The 16,869-nt window shown below is 60.5% G+C and carries 17 protein-coding genes; 8 read left to right on the top strand and 9 right to left on the bottom strand.

The window, feature by feature from the left end; translation table 11 throughout:
• The first annotated feature begins 142 nt into the window (after window positions 1-142).
• A complete protein-coding gene (locus AB4N64_RS23805; RefSeq protein WP_460119070.1) occupies window positions 143-1,684 on the top strand; it encodes a phosphoenolpyruvate carboxykinase in 1,542 nt (513 codons plus the stop codon).
• Between the two features lie 67 nt (window positions 1,685-1,751).
• Here AB4N64_RS23805 and AB4N64_RS23800 read toward each other — a convergent pair whose 3' ends face one another.
• Window positions 1,752-2,105 carry a DUF1493 family protein gene (locus AB4N64_RS23800; RefSeq protein WP_460119068.1) on the bottom strand — a complete coding sequence of 118 codons (354 nt, stop codon included), beginning with the start codon at window positions 2,103-2,105 and terminating at the stop codon, window positions 1,752-1,754.
• A gap of 99 nt (window positions 2,106-2,204) precedes the next feature.
• Entirely contained in the window at window positions 2,205-2,492 is a 288-nt protein-coding gene (locus tag AB4N64_RS23795; RefSeq protein ID WP_460119067.1) for a hypothetical protein, read from the bottom strand.
• Window positions 2,493-2,795: 303 nt separating this feature from the next.
• On the opposite strand from AB4N64_RS23795, the gene AB4N64_RS23790 reads away from it, so the two are divergent.
• Window positions 2,796-3,299 carry a polysaccharide deacetylase gene (locus AB4N64_RS23790; RefSeq protein WP_460119065.1) on the top strand — a complete coding sequence of 168 codons (504 nt, stop codon included), beginning with the start codon at window positions 2,796-2,798 and terminating at the stop codon, window positions 3,297-3,299.
• Between the two features lie 26 nt (window positions 3,300-3,325).
• On the opposite strand, the gene AB4N64_RS23785 is transcribed toward AB4N64_RS23790, so the two are convergent.
• Window positions 3,326-4,387 carry a S8 family peptidase gene (locus tag AB4N64_RS23785; RefSeq protein WP_460119063.1) on the bottom strand — a complete coding sequence of 354 codons (1,062 nt, stop codon included), beginning with the start codon at window positions 4,385-4,387 and terminating at the stop codon, window positions 3,326-3,328.
• Window positions 4,388-4,639: 252 nt separating this feature from the next.
• Between AB4N64_RS23785 and AB4N64_RS23780 the strand changes: the two genes are divergently transcribed.
• From AB4N64_RS23780 to AB4N64_RS23770, 3 genes are all read left to right on the top strand, one after another.
• Window positions 4,640-6,595: a RecQ family ATP-dependent DNA helicase gene (locus tag AB4N64_RS23780; RefSeq protein ID WP_460119061.1), complete on the top strand. Its 1,956-nt coding sequence runs from the start codon at window positions 4,640-4,642 to the stop codon at window positions 6,593-6,595.
• A 66-nt stretch (window positions 6,596-6,661) separates the two neighbouring features.
• On the top strand, window positions 6,662-7,888 hold the full coding sequence (locus AB4N64_RS23775) for a 3-hydroxyacyl-CoA dehydrogenase (protein ID WP_460119059.1): 1,227 nt from the start codon (window positions 6,662-6,664) through the stop codon (window positions 7,886-7,888).
• Window positions 7,889-8,043: 155 nt separating this feature from the next.
• Window positions 8,044-8,463: an acyl-CoA thioesterase gene (locus AB4N64_RS23770; RefSeq protein WP_371051203.1), complete on the top strand. Its 420-nt coding sequence runs from the start codon at window positions 8,044-8,046 to the stop codon at window positions 8,461-8,463.
• A gap of 60 nt (window positions 8,464-8,523) precedes the next feature.
• Here the strand turns inward: AB4N64_RS23770 and AB4N64_RS23765 are convergent, their stop codons facing one another.
• The 4 genes from AB4N64_RS23765 to AB4N64_RS23750 all read right to left on the bottom strand — a co-directional run bounded on the left by AB4N64_RS23765 (window position 8,524) and on the right by AB4N64_RS23750 (window position 13,455).
• A complete protein-coding gene (locus AB4N64_RS23765) occupies window positions 8,524-8,997 on the bottom strand; it encodes a glycine zipper domain-containing protein (RefSeq protein WP_460119057.1) in 474 nt (157 codons plus the stop codon).
• Window positions 8,998-9,288: 291 nt separating this feature from the next.
• Window positions 9,289-11,637: an FdhF/YdeP family oxidoreductase gene (locus AB4N64_RS23760; protein ID WP_460119055.1), complete on the bottom strand. Its 2,349-nt coding sequence runs from the start codon at window positions 11,635-11,637 to the stop codon at window positions 9,289-9,291.
• A complete protein-coding gene (fdhD, locus tag AB4N64_RS23755) occupies window positions 11,634-12,473 on the bottom strand; it encodes a formate dehydrogenase accessory sulfurtransferase FdhD (protein ID WP_460119054.1) in 840 nt (279 codons plus the stop codon). The genes AB4N64_RS23760 and fdhD overlap by 4 nt, the downstream gene beginning before the upstream one ends.
• 94 nt (window positions 12,474-12,567) lie before the next feature.
• Window positions 12,568-13,455, bottom strand: a complete 888-nt coding sequence (locus AB4N64_RS23750) for a LysR family transcriptional regulator (RefSeq protein WP_460119052.1) — start codon at window positions 13,453-13,455, stop codon at window positions 12,568-12,570.
• A gap of 137 nt (window positions 13,456-13,592) precedes the next feature.
• Here AB4N64_RS23750 and lysM point away from each other — a divergent pair, with 137 nt between their 5' ends.
• Window positions 13,593-14,042 carry a peptidoglycan-binding protein LysM gene (lysM, locus tag AB4N64_RS23745; RefSeq protein WP_460119050.1) on the top strand — a complete coding sequence of 150 codons (450 nt, stop codon included), beginning with the start codon at window positions 13,593-13,595 and terminating at the stop codon, window positions 14,040-14,042.
• Window positions 14,043-14,135: 93 nt separating this feature from the next.
• Here the strand turns inward: lysM and yrfG are convergent, their stop codons facing one another.
• Window positions 14,136-14,798 (bottom strand): GMP/IMP nucleotidase, encoded by a 663-nt coding sequence (yrfG, locus tag AB4N64_RS23740; RefSeq protein ID WP_460119049.1) that lies wholly within the window; start codon window positions 14,796-14,798, stop codon window positions 14,136-14,138.
• 90 nt (window positions 14,799-14,888) lie between these two features.
• Between yrfG and nudE the strand changes: the two genes are divergently transcribed.
• Window positions 14,889-15,455: an ADP compounds hydrolase NudE gene (gene nudE / locus AB4N64_RS23735; protein ID WP_460119048.1), complete on the top strand. Its 567-nt coding sequence runs from the start codon at window positions 14,889-14,891 to the stop codon at window positions 15,453-15,455.
• A complete protein-coding gene (cysQ, locus tag AB4N64_RS23730; RefSeq protein WP_460119046.1) occupies window positions 15,452-16,279 on the top strand; it encodes a 3'(2'),5'-bisphosphate nucleotidase CysQ in 828 nt (275 codons plus the stop codon). Before nudE ends, cysQ begins: the two co-directional genes overlap by 4 nt.
• 111 nt (window positions 16,280-16,390) lie before the next feature.
• Here cysQ and AB4N64_RS23725 read toward each other — a convergent pair whose 3' ends face one another.
• A complete protein-coding gene (locus AB4N64_RS23725; RefSeq protein WP_460119044.1) occupies window positions 16,391-16,846 on the bottom strand; it encodes a thioesterase domain-containing protein in 456 nt (151 codons plus the stop codon).
• Window positions 16,847-16,869 lie beyond the last annotated feature (23 nt).

Here is a 16,869-nt window from a genome sequence, read left to right as displayed (position 1 = left end):
GAATAACGCCGTTACGACGGGAGGGCCCTACTTTTTTTGGGCGTTTCTGGCATAATCCGGCCCACTTTTTTCGCGGTAGTAGTGCACGACTTTCTACTACAACACGTTTGGAGCACTCGGCCACTGGCCGACGGGGAACCTCATGACGCAAGCCAATAACGCCGTGTACACCGATCTGAGTGTCGATGAACTCGTTAAAGAAGCCCTGAACCGCGGTGAAGGCGAGCTTGCCGACACAGGCGCGCTGGTGGTTCGTACCGGTCACCGTACCGGCCGTTCGCCAGTTGATCGTTTCATTGTTGAAGAGCCGTCCACTCAGGACGCTATCGCCTGGGGCCCGATCAACCGCAAGTTCCCCGCCGACAAGTTCGATGCCCTGTGGGCTCGCGTCGAGGCGTTCAACAATGCGCAAGAGCACTTCGTTTCCCACGTTCATGTAGGCGCGGCGGCCGAGCACTACCTGCCCGTGAAGATGACCACCCAGACTGCCTGGCAGAACCTGTTCGGTCGTTGCCTGTTCATCAACCCCGAGCAGTTCAACCCGGCGGGTCGTGATGAGTGGCAAATCCTCAACGTGGCCAACTTCGAGTGCGTGCCTGAGCGTGATGGCACCAACTCCGATGGTTGCGTGATCCTCAATTTCGCCCAGAAGAAAGTGCTGATTGCTGGCATGCGTTACGCCGGTGAAATGAAAAAAGCCATGTTCTCCGTGCAGAACTTCCTGCTGCCCGCTGCCGACGTGCTGCCTATGCACTGCGCGGCCAACATCGGCGAAGAGGGCGACGTGACCCTGTTCTTCGGTCTGTCCGGCACCGGCAAGACCACCCTGTCGGCCGATGAAAGCCGTTACCTGATCGGTGACGACGAACACGGTTGGGGTGAAGGCGTTGTCTTCAACATGGAAGGCGGCTGCTACGCCAAGTGCATCGACCTGTCCGAGAAGAACGAGCCAGTCATCTGGAAAGCCATCAAGCATGGCGCGGTACTGGAAAACGTCGTGATCGACGACGCCAAGCACGCCGACTACGCCGACGTCAGCCTGACCCAGAACAGCCGCGCAGCCTACCCGCTGGAGCACGTTGCCAAGCGTTCCGAAGCGAACCTGGGTGGCGAGCCGAACGCTGTGATCTTCCTGACCTGCGACCTGACCGGCGTACTGCCGCCAGTGTCGATCCTGAACAACGAGCAGGCGGCCTACCACTTCCTTTCCGGTTATACCGCGCTGGTCGGTTCGACCGAAATGGGTTCGGGCGGCGGCATCAAGTCGACCTTCTCCACCTGCTTCGGCGCACCGTTCTTCCCGCGTCCGGCTGGTGAATACGCTGAGCTGCTGATCAAGCGCATCAACGGTTTCGGCTCCAAGGTCTACCTGGTCAACACCGGCTGGACCGGCGGTGGCTACGGCGTCGGCAAACGCTTCAACATTCCGACCACTCGCGGCGTGATCGCAGCGATCCAGAGCGGCGCGTTGATCGGTGCCGAGACCGAGCACCTGGACACCATCAACCTCGACGTGCCAAAAGCCGTACCGGGCGTTGAGACTAACCTGCTGAACCCGCGTAACACCTGGGCCGACAAGGCTGCCTACGACGAAGCCGCCAAGGCATTGGCCGGCCTGTTCATCGAGAACTTCAAGAAGTTCGACGTGAGCGACGCCATCAAGGCTGCAGGTCCGAAGTTGTAAGATCGACATGCCGCACTGAAAAGCCGCCCTCAGGGGCGGCTTTTTTGTGCGCGTTACTACAGGTACGTTACACGCCTTCAAGCACCTCGGTGTCCCAGCGTCCGGCCTTGATCGCCCGGTAGAGCATGTCGAGTGTCAATGGCACCTTCTCACCGCGCCCTTTGGCTTTTCGTTTCAGATGCACATCGTAGCCGTCAGGCTGAAAATAGCGATAACTGTCGAAGTCCACGAAGTCGATGGCGAAGCGCTCTTCCAGGGCTTCGATCAAATGCTGCGCGTCGGCGCCGTTGCAGCCGAGTTCAAGGTTGATCGACGTGCTGAGGCTGATGGATTTGCGCTCGGGCAGGCCTATTTCTTCGTGGATGAGTTCGATGAGCTGGTGCAGGGCTGGGTCGTCGGGGAGGGTGGGGGAAAGGTTCATTGGGAGGGCCTTTTAATCGACTGGATCTGGCGATACTTTTCGCACTCCGAGACGCCTGGAGCGGCTAGCGTGTCTGCGGGCGAATCTACTCTACAGATATTATCTGCGTGCGTTTAACCGCTCCCGGGCGATCTCCAGCAGCTCACTCCCATCCTGGGTCAACAGGTACAACGCACTGACAATGTTCGGTATGTCACTGGCGTCAGCCTGTTTGAAGCATAGGCAATACAGGGTTTCGAGCAGGTCGCTGGCGGCGCGGATACGTTGGCGGGCGGCATCGAGAATTTCGTGGGGGTCGGCATCGCTATCGATGACCAGCACCGGGGTGTCGCTGTAGCTGGATTTGAGGGGGCGATAGCGGGGAGTGCGTGCATCAGGCATGTTCATCGAAGCAATCCTTTGGAGAGTCTGGCAGTCTCGCCGGTGGGCCGATTCACTGTCGGCCGCAGGAAAACTATGAAGCGCCAGGCACCCAGCAGCAAGACGGTCGCAATCGACAGCGCTCGTAGGGGGTTTTACTGGTTTTTACGGAATGGCCCTACATAGGCTGATGGTTTTCCACAGTTAAACCCCTATAGGTGAAATATCCCTCGGGTTTGTCAGGCGGATAGCCGAAAACCCCTGTATGGTGCGCGCCAAATGATGTGGGACATTTCGCTAATGTCCGCTCGCACTTAAAGGGAATCAAGGATGAAGTGGCTAAGAATGGCCTCGGTTTTGTTGTTGTGGGCAGGTGTTTGGCGTGGGGCGGGTGGGGCTGATTCGGCGACCTCGATGGTGCTTGCGAACATGGACCGTGCGTCGTGGCCGGACGCGCTCGCCACTCAGGCACAAAGGGACACCGCAACCCGAGCCGAGGTGCTGGTGTTCGGCAAGGCACTGATGGCCAGTGAGGCACTGGACGAACAAGGATTGAAGCAGCGCCTGGGTGTCCAGATGCTGAGGCTCAAGTCCGTGCGGCAGGTGCGCGACGGGCTGTGGGACCGGTTACTGACGACCTACCGCCACGCCAGCCAGAACTGTGACGGCGAATCGTTTTGTCCACGTGCGCGAAGCATCGCGGATTTGCGTCAGTTGGCAGCTGCGTTCACCGGCAACATCAGCCAGGCCCACTCTGCCTGGGCGAGCAAGAGTCAGGCGCTCCACGAACAGTCGCTGAATGAGCAATTGCGGGTGGCGGTGTTAGTGCCCTAGCGCTCCTGCCACCCGTCTTTCGCCTTTCAATTGACCACGGGTTGCGGATCCTGGCGCGAGGCCGCCTCAAGATCCATCAACCCACGACCGTAGGCCTCGCTGTTGGCGTAGATGCCCGTTCGATTTGCCGTGGCCAGCAGACGTTCGCGTACCTGCTGCGCGGTCATTTGCGGATAGCGGCTGTGCAAGGCCGCCAGCGCGCCGCTGACCATCGCGGTCGCCGGTGAGGTGCCGGCGGTGCGTACGTATTTGCCATCTTTGCTGGTGGTCAACAGCCCGAGTTCACCGGCCTCTCCCCCGGGAACCGCGATGCACCAGGCCGCTGCCACGCCGCAATAGTTGGATTTCGCGCTGATGGCCGTGCCGTCGGCTTTCAGCGCGACGACCGCGATCCAGCCTTTCTCCAGCTCGGGAAGCGCGAGCGGCAAGCCAGGTTCGGCCAATGGTTCTCGCTTGAGCTCGTTACCGGTCGGGAACACGAACACCGCGCCATCCTCGACCATGTCCCTGGCGACCTTCAAAGACTCTGGCATGACCTGGTTGTAGCGCGCTTCATTGATCTCTGTCGCCGGTATGGCATTGGCCCACGAGTTGTTGATGATGAACGCGCCATGATTGAATCCGTATCGCCAGGATTTGGCGATCTCGCTGTCGAAGAAAAACGGCTCGTTGTTGTCGCCGAAGCGATAAGGGATCAGTTGGGCATTGAAGGCCACGCCATGCATGCCCTGGTCATCCTTGTTGGCGGCGAGAATACCGGCCATCTGGGTGCCGTGACCGACCCGGTCGGTGGTGCCAGGACGGTCCTCGACGAAGTCATGACCGGGGTTGGCGACTCGGCCCTCGAATTCCGTCAACGTCTGGTTCAGGCCCGAGTCGACCAGCGCGACGATCTTGCCCTGCCCGGTCCCCCCTCGAGCATACAGGCTTGAAGCCTTGACCACCGCCAGGCCTTGCTGGCCCCTGTATTCGATGGTTTCGAAAGGGGTCGTATCGAGGGATGGCTTTGCGGGGTTTGTCAGGCACCCGCTCAATAAAAGAGGCAGTGCAAGTGCAGGGATGAATGGCAACAAGGGGTGGCGAGGCATGATCGTTCCTTCAAGAAGTATCCGCAGACATCAGGTTGTTCACGGCGCGGTGCGCGCTGAGTTTTTTGGAAGCTGAACCTTAACGGCGGAAGGGGTAGGCACGTCATGGAGGCCAAGTGCCCCGTGTGTTTCAACCTGTGGCCGAGGCGTGGTCTGGCGGACGCGGTATCATCCCGTATCGTTTTCAACCCTGACCTTTGCTCGACCCCGGCTAGGCTTTGGGCATCGCAGCGGTCAAAGGAGTGGCAGCTCATGCGCAACACCCTGGAACAGGTTTTCGGTTATCCACAGTTTCGGCCTGGCCAGGAGGCAGCGGTGAGCGCAGTGCTTGCCGGGCGCTCGGCAGCAGCGATTTTCCCCACCGGTTCCGGCAAATCACTGTGTTACCAACTGCCGGCCGTGTTGCTGCCGCACCTCACGTTGGTCGTCTCGCCACTGTTGGCATTGATGCAGGACCAGTTGGCGTTTCTGCAGCGTCACGGCATCGCGGCCGGCAGCATCGATTCCGCCCAGAGCCGCGAGGATGCCAGTTCAGTAATGGCCCGCGCCAAATCCGGCGAATTGAAGATCCTGATGATTTCCGTGGAGCGGCTGAAGAACGAGCGTTTCCGGCATTTTCTGCAGCAGGTGCCGCTCTCGCTACTGGTGGTGGACGAGGCTCACTGTATCTCGGAGTGGGGCCACAACTTCCGCCCCGACTACCTCAAGCTTCCCGACTATCAACGCCAGTTCAAGATCCCTCAAGTGCTGCTGCTCACTGCCACCGCAACGCCCAAGGTGATTGCGGACATGCAGGCCAGGTTCGCCATTGCCCCCGCAGACGTGGTGACCACCGGTTTCTACCGACCCAACCTCAATCTGCTGGTGGAGCCGGTACGCGGTCAGGACAAGCGCCGACGCCTGGTCGAGTGGATGCAACCACGCACCGGTCAGCCGAGCATTGTCTACGTCACCCAGCAGAAAACCGCCGAGCAGGTCGCAGAGCACCTGGAGCGCAACGGCATTCAAGCCCAGGCGTATCACGCCGGCTTGCCGCACGAACAGCGCGAAGCGATTCAAAAGCGCTTCATGGCTGGGCAATCCAATTGCATCGTCGCAACCATTGCCTTTGGCATGGGTATCGATAAGAGCGATATCCGCAACGTCGTGCATTTCGATCTGCCGAAGTCCATTGAAAACTACAGCCAGGAAATCGGCCGTGCAGGGCGCGATGGGCTGACGTCGGACTGCCTCGTCCTGGCTAATCGTGACAGCCTTAATGTGTTGGAAAACTTCGTCTATGGCGATACGCCGGAACTGAGCGGCATTCGTTGCGTGTTGGACGAATTGCAGGCCGCCGCGCCTTCAGGGCAGTGGGAGTTTCTGCTGGGTCCACTGGCCGACCAGAGCAACATTCGACAGTTGCCGCTCAAAACCCTGCTGGTGCAGTTGGAGTTGCGTGGAGTCATCGCACCGCGTTATGCCTATTACGCTGAGTACCGTTTCAAGTATTTGCTTGAGCCGCAAGATCTGCTGGCCCGTTTCGAGGGTGAGCGCGGGGACTTCGTGGCGGCGATCATCCAGACCTCACCCCGCGCTCGAACCTGGGCCACAGTGAATTTTGACGCACTCTACGAGCAGTTTTCCGCCGAGCGCGGTCGGGTGGTCAAGGCGCTGGATTACTTCCAGGAGAAGGGATGGGTCGAGCTTGAAAGCAAGCAGATGACGGAGGTCTACAGCCTGTTGCAAACCGACTTCGACAGTCAGGCCCTGAGTGCTGAGCTGCACGCCGGGTTCACTCGGCACGAGCGCGCCGAAATCTCACGCATCCACGCCATGCTGGCGTTATTCGCCACCGATCGCTGCCTGGGCTATCGCCTGGCCGAGTACTTTGGCGATGAAAATGCACCGCGGCGATGTGGGCATTGTTCAGTGTGTCATGGGCAAGTGGCGCGATTACCGGAGCCTGCGGAGCTACCCGCGCTTGTGGAAAAGAGTTTCGAGGCGTTGTGTGGTGAGTTTATTCGCAGGCACCAGCAGCATTCGGGTGGCGTACCTTCTGCCGAGCGAATGACGCGGTTCTTGTGCGGGATCAGCGTGCCACTGTTCACCAAACTCAAGGCGCGGTCGATTGTGGGGTTCGCGGCGCTGGAGGCGTATCCCTATGGCGAAGTGCGGGAGTGGGTTGAGGGGCATCCATTCGCTGAATACCTGACATCACACGCATAAATCCCGCAAACGTTTAAGGTGGTGCCTGTTACGCCGTCCTGTCTTCACACGAGAGAACAACAAAAAATGAGCCAGACGCCATACAACATTCAGCGCGCCGCCGTCATCGGTGCAGGCACCATGGGCCGTGGCATTGTCATGTGCCTGATCAACGCCGGGGTACCGGTGCAGTGGGTCGATAACAACCCGCAGATGCTCGAGCAGGCACTGGCCGCCGTGGCTGATACCTTGGCGCACAACGTTCGGCAGGGTCGGATCGACCAGGTCGAGGCGGATGCGCGTATTGCCCGTATCGAGACGGCGGTCGATTACATCGCGATTCACAACGTCGACCTGGTGATCGAAGCGGTTTACGAAAACCTTGAACTCAAACAAAAAATCTTCCGTGAGCTCGATGGCCTGCTCAAGCCCGAAGCCATCCTCGCGAGCAATACCTCGGCGTTGGACATCGATGCGATTGCCGCCGCTACACGCCGCCCGCAACAGGTGTTGGGCCTGCATTTCTTCAGCCCGGCACACATCATGAAACTGCTGGAAATCGTACGCGGCGCCCAAACCGCGCCAGCAGTGCTGGAGGCCGCGCTGGCGCTGGGCAAGCGCATGGGCAAGGTCAGTGTGGTGGCGGGTAACTGCGATGGGTTCATTGGCAACCGCATGCTCAATACCTACGTGCTGGAGACCCGCAAGATGTTGCTCGAGGGCGCTTTACCCTACCAGGTCGACGCCGCATTGCAGGGCTTCGGATTCGCCATGGGGCCGTTTCGCATGTTCGATGTGGTCGGTATCGATTTGCAATGGCGCGCGCGGGAATTGGCGGGTGTCGGACAGGATGCGCCGCAGGTACAGGTGGATAACCGCCTGTGTGACATGGGACGTTTTGGCCAGAAAAGCGGCAATGGCTACTACCACTACGAAGCGGGCAGTCGTCAGGCCGAGCACGATGTGGTGGTGGATGCGCTGGCGCTGGAAGTCAGCGAAAGCCTGGGCTATCAACGGCGTGAGATCGCGCCTGAGGAGATTCTCGAACGTTGCCTGCTGGCACTGGTGAACGAAGGGGCAAAGATCCTCCAGGAAGGCGTCGCGGCGTCTGCCCATGACATCGACCTGGTGTATCTCAATGGCTACGGCTTCCCGGCGGACAAGGGTGGGCCGATGGCCTGGGCAGATCGGCAGGGCCTGGCGGACATCCATGCGCGCCTGCTGGCGTTGGAAACCCGGCAGGGCGATCACTGGCAGCCTGCGCGATTGATAGGTGAATTGGCGGCGGCGGGCAAGCGGTTTGCCGAGCAGTGATTGATGTGGCGCCCTCGCGAGCAGGCTCGTTCCCACATCGAGCCTGCACACACCGAAACACTGTGGCAGCGAGCCTGCTCCGGGCGGCGTTCCGACGATGAACGATAACGCCGATTTCGCCTTAGACTAGCGAACTCACTCAGGAACCCACATTGATGCCGCTACGCACTGAATACCCCCACCTCCAACCCATCACCACCCGTTGGCACGACAACGATGCCTACGGTCACGTCAACAACGTGACTTACTACAGCTTTTTCGACACTGCGGTGAACACCTACCTGATCGAAGTCGGTGGCCTGGACATTCACGACGGTGAAGTCGTCGGGTTCGTGGTAAGTTCGGCCTGCGATTACTTTGCTTCCATCGCGTTCCCCGACCGGATAGAGATCGGTCTGCGCGTGGCCAAGCTGGGCAACAGCTCGGTGCAATACGAGCTGGCGGTGTTCAAGGCGGGGGAAGACGAAGCCTGCGCGGCCGGGCGCTTCGTGCATGTATTTGTGGATCGGGCGTCGAATCAGCCCGTGGCCATTCCTGCCGGGTTGCGCGGGGCCCTCGAGCGCTTGGTCGTTTAAACCGGGCAAAAAAAATCGCAGCCCTGAGGCTGCGATTTTTGACCTGAAACACAACCGGTCTCAATCACGGTGACGGTAGTACTTCTTGTGCTTGCGATGGCCATAGTGGTGCCCGCGATCATGGTGGCCGTCACGGTAGTAGCGACCACCACGACGATCGTCATCGTCGTCATCGCTTTTGTTGCCCATATAGTTACCCAACGCGCCACCGGCGCCACCGCCTGCGGCAGAGCCGATCAGGCTGCCGGTGCTGCCACCCAGGCTGCGACCGACCACGTTACCGCCTGCCGCGCCCAGCGCACCGCCAATGGCTGCTTCGCCACGGCTGCGTTTGTCTGCGCCGACGGCGCTACCACCCGCGCCACCCAGGGCCGCGCCAATGGTTGAACCTGTGTTGCCGCCTAACGATTGACCGACGACCGAGCCTAGAACCCCGCCCAATGCGCCGCCCACACCTGCTTCGGTGGTGCCACCGGCAGAGGCGATGCCACTAACCAGGCCAAGGGACAACAAGAGAATCGAGGAGAACTTCATGGAGGAACCTCAAGGGGATGACGACGCGATCCTGACGCTGTGTCTGGGGTGTGACAATCGAAATCCGACGAGTAACACGACTTCAGCACATTTCTATAAGTTACTGTTTTCTATGCGGAACTTAATGCTTTTTCGCCGGTCTTTAGCTACTTCGGAAGGGCCGTTTTTGTGAGAAAACGGCCTTTTTTGTGGGCGTTTGGAAAGTGATCGTTCAGGGATTGATGTTGTTCATTCTGACGCCATCGCGGGCAAGCCCGCTCCTACAGCGATGGGGCCAGTACAGCCGCTACATCAAGCCGACCTGGCCATGATCAACCCATTATCACTCGCCGCTTCCAGGCGAATCGCCACGAACTTCGACGTCGGCGTATGGCTGCCATCGCCAATGCTTTCCAGTGGCACCAGGGGGTTCACTTCCGGATAGTACGCGGCCGCTTGCCCTGCGGGGATGTCGAACGCCAGCAAGGTAAACCCTTTGACCCGACGTTCGCGGCCATCATCCCAGAGCGAGACGATGTCGGCTTTCTGTCCAGGTTTGAAGCCCAGTCGAATGATGTCTGCCTCGTTGACGAACAGCACATCACGCTGACCTTTTACCCCGCGATAACGGTCGTTGAGACCGTAGATCGTAGTGTTGTACTGATCGTGGGAGCGCATCGATTGCATGATCAGGTCTGGCATCACACCCGTAGCGCGGGTGCGTTCGTGTACCAGATCCTGTGGCAGCACATTGGCGCGGAAGTTGGCCCGACCCGAGGCGGTGGCCCACTTGCGCGCACCGGCTGTGTTGCCCAGATAGAAACCGCCCTTGTTCTTGATCTTCTCGTTGAAGCCCTTGAAGTTCGGGAGAATATCCGCGATCAGGTCGCGAATACGGCTGTAGTCGGCCACCAGCCAGTTCCAGTCCACCGGGTGGTTGCCCAGGGTAGCGGCGGCGATACCGGCCAGGATTGCCGGTTCCGAGCGCATCTGGTTCGACAGCGGCTGCAACTGGCCGTTGGAAGCGTGCACCATGCTGAAGGAGTCTTCCACGGTGACCGCTTGTGGGCCTTCGGTCTGGATATCGATGTCGGTGCGACCCAGGCACGGCAGGATCAGCGCGTCTTTGCCGTGAGCCAAATGGCTGCGATTGAGCTTGGTGCTGATCTGCACGGTCAGGTCGCAATTGCTCAGGGCCTTGAACGTGCGGGGGCTGTCCGGGGTGGCCTGGGCGAAGTTACCCCCCAGACCGATGAAGACCTTGGCCCGGCCTTCAGCCATGGCATGAATCGCCTCGACCACGTTGTGGCCGTTTTCGCGCGGGACCTTGAACTGGAAGCGACGTTCCAGGGCATCAAGGAACGCCACCGGAGGTCGCTCGTTGATGCCCATCGTGCGGTCACCCTGCACGTTGCTGTGGCCACGCACCGGGCACAGGCCGGCGCCCGGCCTGCCGATGTTGCCGCGCAACAGCATCAGGTTGGCGATTTCCTGGATGGTGGCCACCGAGTGACGATGCTGCGTGATGCCCATGGCCCAGCACATGATGACGTTCTTGCCCTTGGCGTACATGCGCGCCGCTTGTTCGATCTCGACCAAGGTCAGGCCGGACTGCTCGACAATCTGGTCCCACGAGGTGTCATCGATGACTGCCAGGTAATCCAGCACGTTGACGCTGTGCTCGTTGAGAAAGTCGTGATCGAACACGGCCGGTGCGCCAGCCTTCTGCGCATCGCGTTCCCATTGAAGGAGGAACTTGGCCATGCCGCGCATCAACGCCATGTCGCCGCCCAGTGCTGGACGGAAGTAGGCGGTGTTGGTCGGCTTGTCACCGTTGGTGAGCATTTCGATCGGCTTTTGCGGGTTCTGGAAGCGTTCCAGGCCGCGCTCCTTCAGTGGATTGACGCACACCACCTGGGCGCCGCGTTTCACCGCTTCACGCAGTGGTTCAAGCATCCGCGGGTGGTTGGTGCCGGGGTTCTGGCCCCAGACGAAAATGGCGTCGGCGTGCTCGAAGTCATCATAGGTCACGGTGCCTTTGCCGACGCCGACGCTCTGTGACAGCGCGACACCGCTGGCTTCGTGGCACATGTTCGAGCAGTCGGGGAAGTTGTTGGTGCCATAAGCTCGGACGAACAACTGGTAGAGGAACGCCGCTTCGTTGCTGGCCCGGCCCGAGGTGTAAAACTCGGCCTGATCGGGGCTGGACAGGCCGCGCAGGTGCTTGGCGATCAGCGCGAAGGCATCGTCCCAGCTGATCGGCTGATAGCGGTCGGTCTCTGCGTTGTAGCTCATAGGCTCGGTGATTCGCCCCTGGTACTCAAGCCAGTAGTCACTTTGCTCCAGCAGAGCGGTAACGCTGTGTTTGGCGAAGAACTTACTGTCCACGCGTCGCTTGGTCGCTTCCCAGTTCACCGCCTTGGCGCCGTTCTCGCAGAACATCACCATGCCGCCTTCCAACGAATCGCCCCAGGCGCAGCCCGGGCAGTCGAAACCGCCGTTCTTGTTGGTCTTGAGCATCATGCGCAGGTTCTTCAGCGCGTTGTCGCTGGTCAGCCAGGCCTGGGTCACGCTGATCAGCGCGCCCCAGCCACCGGCCGGGCCTTTGTAGGGTTTGTAGCGAGGGACGGGGGTCTGATCGGCTTGACGGTGTTGACTCACGCTTGGCTCTCCAACGCCGGGCTGTAGACCCGTGGGGCGTTCTTCTGTGGCAAATGGATAAGATTGAGGTTATGGCGACGGGCCCATTGCACGGCCAGGCCCGTGGGCGATGACAGGCTGACCAGGGTCTGGATGCCTGCGCGCAAAACTTTCTGGATCAATTCGAGGCTGCAACGGCTGGTGACAATGGCCACGCCGCCTGCCGTTGGGATTTTCTGGCGGATCAGTCCGCCAATCAGCTTGTCGAGGGCGTTGTGCCGGCCGATGTCCTCACGTCCCAGGCGCAATTCGCCGGTGGCGTCCATGAACACGGCTGCATGCACCGCGCCGCTGTACTGGCCCAAGGGCTGAAAGGCACCGATGCGCTGGCGCAGGCCCTCGAGCGATTCGAACGGGGGCAACGGCGCGCCCGGCATGACCTTGAGGTCGGGCAGCGCCTGCTCTACTGCTTCTACGCCACACAACCCGCAACCGCTGGTGCCGGCCAGTTGTCGACGCTGTTGCTTGAGGTTCCAGAAGGCGCGGTTGGCGATGGTCACTTGCGCATACTGCGCCGACCCCGAGCCACTGAGTTGCAGGTCGTAGATGTCCGAGGGGTCTTCGATGATGCCGCTGCCAACACTGAAGCCCACGATGAAATCTTCAAGATCGGTCGGGGTTACCAGCATGACCGCCTGATTGATGCCGTTGTAGGCGATCGACAGCGCGACTTCTTCGGCCAATGCAGTACTGGCATTTTCAGTGTATTGAAGGTCGCTGTAGGTGTACGTCTGGCTGGCGGCGGGCGCGGGCGTTTCGAGGGCTGGCGCCGCGCAGGTTGGGCGCTTGGCGTTCATGGGGCATCACCAACGGTTTGGTCAGTGTTAAGCCTAAGCGCGACAATGTGTCGCGTCTAATTGCTATTACTGATCTGCCGATAGATGACGTCGATCAAGAGTCGGTCGGTGATTTCTGATACAGCGCGAAACAGGCTTCCGCCAGCGCCGAGCGCGGTGCGCTGCGGCGCATGATCAGCCCCAGCCGGCTGAGGGTTTGCGCGTTTTCAATCGGCTGCAGGCGCAAGTGGTCGGTCAGGTTTTCCAGGCCGCCTTCCAGCGGCATCACCGCGCAGCACAAGCCACCGTGAACAGCCTGCAGCAACTGATGCACCGCATCGGTCTGCAACAGCGGCTGGGGGCTGAGGCCGCGACTGTGGAAGTTGTGATCGATGGACTGGCGAAAATGCATGCCGCTGGTGAGCATGCCCAGCGGCAGTTCGATCAGCGACTCCCAGCTTAGCGGCGCTTCGCCGAAGCTGAAGAAGCGTTGATCGTAGAGCAGCCCCATCCGGGTTTCGCTGAAGGCCAGTGAATCGAAACGCTCGGCGTCCAGGCGCTCCAGATAGGACACGCCTAGGTCCAGGCGATTGTTCGCCAGTTGTTCGAGGATCTGCTCGGAACTCAACGACGACAGTTCGAAGCGCAGGTTCGGGTGCTGGGTGTGCAGGCGTTGCATCAGCGGCAGCGGATCGAAACTCGACAACGGCACCACGCCCAGGCGCAACGTACCCACCAGGTTGCCACGACAGGCTGCGGCCTCGGCTTGCAAGCCATCGCACGCCGCCAGTACGGTGCGCGCCCAGGCCAGCACCCGTTCGCCCGGCGCGGTGAAGCCTTCAAAGCGCTGACCACGTTTGACCAGTGGCAGATCCAGCTCTTCCTCAAGGCTGCGCAGGCGCATGGACAGGGTCGGCTGGGTGATGTGGCAACGCGCGGCGGCCTGGCCGAAGTGCCGGGTTTCGTCGAGGGCGATGAGGAATTTCAGCTGCTTGATGTCCATCTTCGTTCCAGGGCGCGGGTAGACCGGGATTCTAGCGCCTGGGGACAAGTGGCGTCATTGGTCGGTTTGGATCCTTCTTTGGCAAAGCTGGACTAGGCTTTTGCGTCTGGACACATACATTCCAAGGAGAGCGCACAATGAGTCTGTTCAGTTTTCTGAGAGAAGCGGGTGAAAAAATCCTCGATGCGCTGACGCCGGACAAGGCCGAAGCCAACAGCGAGGCACTGACCAAACATGTGAGGGATGCACTGACGGGGATCGACACGTCGAAAATTCAGGTGAAGGTCGAAGGTGAGAAGGTCATCGCCACGGGCGAGGCGAGCAGTCAGGAAGAGAAGGAAAAAATTCTCCTGGCGCTGGGCAACGTGGCAGGTATCAGTGGCGTTGAAGACCAGATCACGGTAACAGGGCCGGTCGTCGTTGCCTCGAAGTTCGTGGTGGTACAGAGGGGCGATACCCTGAGCGCTATTTCGTTGCGGGTGTATGGCGATGCCAACAAGTATCAGAAGATTTTCGAGGCCAACAAGCCGATGCTCAAGGATGTGAACAAGATTTATCCGGGGCAGTCGTTGCGGATTCCTGATTAGTCCCTAAGATCGCCATCGCGGGCAAGCCCGCTCCTACAGGGGCACCGCCGGACCTGTAGGAGCGGGCTTGCCCGCGATGGGTTCACCTCGGTCTCAAAGCCCGGCAATCAACTCCCGATAATCCCCCACCGCCGCAAACTCGGCCGTGTCCTTGGGGCCCTTGCGGCTGTCCGGCTCCCGTACCGCGAGCAGATGCGCCACCCCATAATCCCGGGCGCTGCGCAGGATCGGCAAGGTGTCGTCGATAAACAGGCTACGCGCAGGGTCGAACCCGATGTCGGCCTGCAAGGCATCCCAGAACTGCCGGTTTTCCTTGGGGAAGCCATAGTCGTGGGAGCTGATCAGGCGTTCGAAGTACGGTGCCAGTTCCACTCTTTCCAGCTTCAATGACAGCGAGTCGCGGTGCGCATTGGTGATCAACACCACACGCTTGCCGGCGTGCTTGACGGCGGCCAGGAATGTGTCGGCGTCCTGGCGCAGGGCGATCAGGTGTGCGGTTTCCAGTTTCAGTTCGCGCACCGGCAATTTCAGCTCGGCGCTCCAGAAGTCCAGGCAATACCACTGCAACTGCCCGGCATTGCGCTCGAACAGCGGTTGTAACTCCATTTCGGCCATGGCCCGACTCACGCCGTGCAAGTCGGCGTAACGCTGGGGCAGGTGTTCGAGCCAGAAGTGGTTGTCGAAGTGCAGGTCCAACAGCGTGCCGTCCATGTCCAGCAGAACGGTGTCGATGTCGCGCCACGGCAGCAGTGACATAAAAAACTTCTCCAACGGTAAAAAAGATATCCGGGATCAACAATCAGGATAGGCCGGGTATAGTAACCCGTTCACGCCAAGGAGCTTTTCATGCGCCAGAAACCCACTGTCCTCGCCCGCGAGATTGTCGCCACCAGCCGCCTGTTCTGCGTTGAAGAGCTCAAGCTGCGCTTTTCCAATGGTGCGGAGCGTACTTATGAGCGGTTGGTGGGCAAGGGCGCTGGATATGGGGCAGTGATGATCGTGGCGATGCTCGATGCAGAGCACGCCGTGCTGGTCGAGGAGTATTGCGGTGGTACCGATGCGTACGAGCTGTCGTTGCCCAAGGGTTTGATCGAGCCGGGCGAAGACGTGTTGGCGGCGGCGGAGCGCGAGCTCAAGGAAGAGGCTGGCTATGGCGCGCGTCAATTGGTGCACCTGACCGAGTTATCGCTGTCCCCCGGTTACATGAGTCAGAAGATCCAGGTGGTGTTGGCCACGGATCTGTATGAAGAACGGCTGGAAGGTGACGAGCCTGAGCCGATGGGGGTGGAGACGATCAATCTTCGCGAGCTGTCTGCGCTGGCGCAGAACCCGAAATTCACCGAGGGTCGCGCCCTGGCGGCGTTGTACCTGGCCCGTGACCTGCTGACTCAGCGCGGAGTGTTCCTGCCATGACGTTCCCGCATCCATTGATGGCACCCGTGGTGGAACTCGCGTTGCAGGCCGGAGAGTCGATCCTGCCGTTTTGGCGCACCGGTACGGCGGTGGCCGCCAAAGCCGATGATTCACCGGTCACGGCGGCCGACCTCGCCGCCCATCACCTGATCCTGGCCGGGCTGACGGCGCTCGCCCCGAGCATCCCGGTGCTTTCCGAAGAGGACGCCAACATCTCCCAAAGCGTGCGCGCCGGCTGGCAGCGCTGGTGGTTGGTCGATCCATTGGATGGCACCAAGGAATTCATTGCCGGCAGCGAGGAGTTCACCGTCAACATCGCCTTGATCGAGCAGGGCCGGGTGGTGTTTGGGGTGGTGTCGATGCCGACCAATGGACGTTTTTATGCCGGCGGTGCGGGGCTCGGGGCCTGGCGCGGCGATCGAGGTGCCGAGCCGCGAACGATTCGGGTCCGTAATGCGCCGGCCCCCGGGCAGCCATTCACCGTGGTCGCCAGCCGTCGGCACTCGAGCCCGGAGCAGGAACGGTTGCTGGCGGGATTGAGCGCCAGCCTGGGTGATCTCGAATTGGCCAGCATTGGCAGCTCGTTGAAATTCTGCCTGCTGGCCGAAGGCGCGGCGGATTGTTACCCGCGCCTGGCGCCGACGTCCCAGTGGGACACGGCGGCAGCCCAGGGTGTTCTCGAAGGTGCCGGTGGTGAAGTGCTGGATTTGAGTGGCGCGACCTTCAGCTATCCGGCGCGTGAGTCACTGCTCAATGAATTCTTCCTGGCGCTGCCGGCGCAGGCGGCCTGGCGTGAAACGTTGCTGGCGCTGGCGCGTAGCTAAGGCCCCTGTAGGAGCGAGCTTGCTCGCGATGGCGGACTGTCAGCCGACACATGTGCAAGCTGACACACCGCCATCGCGAGCAAGCTCGCTCCTACAGGTGATGAATCACGATCAGCGGTGCAAGACGTACTGCCCGGTGAACGTCACGGCATCGTCATCGCTGTTCACGTTGACGACCCGCGAATGCAGAGTCAGCCGCGCCCGTCCATAACGCTGGTACATCGCCAGGAATTTCTTCCACACCGCCGCACTCGGCGCCTGGCAGATTGCCGTGGCGTCACCGGTTACCGGCAGCGGATAGCTGATCTGTCCTTCGTGGATCACGATGTGCCCGTCTTCGATTCCTTCTTCGCGCAAGCGCAAATGCAGCCAGCCCCAACCGGCCAGTACCGCACCGCAATACAGGCTGCCGCCGAACATGGTGCTCTTGTGATTGATGTTGGCTTCCAGCGGCAAGTGCAGGCGCAGTTGCTGGTCGTGCCAATCGAGCACCTTGATGCCCATGGCTTGTGTCAGGGGAATGTCGTGATGCAGGACCGATTCCAGGTCGTGACTGTCGCGGTTCATGCGGGGCCTCTTGTTGGGCGTGA

This window comes from Pseudomonas sp. S2_C03 (assembly GCF_054668405.1).
Note: the sequence above shows the minus strand (reverse complement) of the source record. Positions and strands in the feature narration are given on the sequence as shown.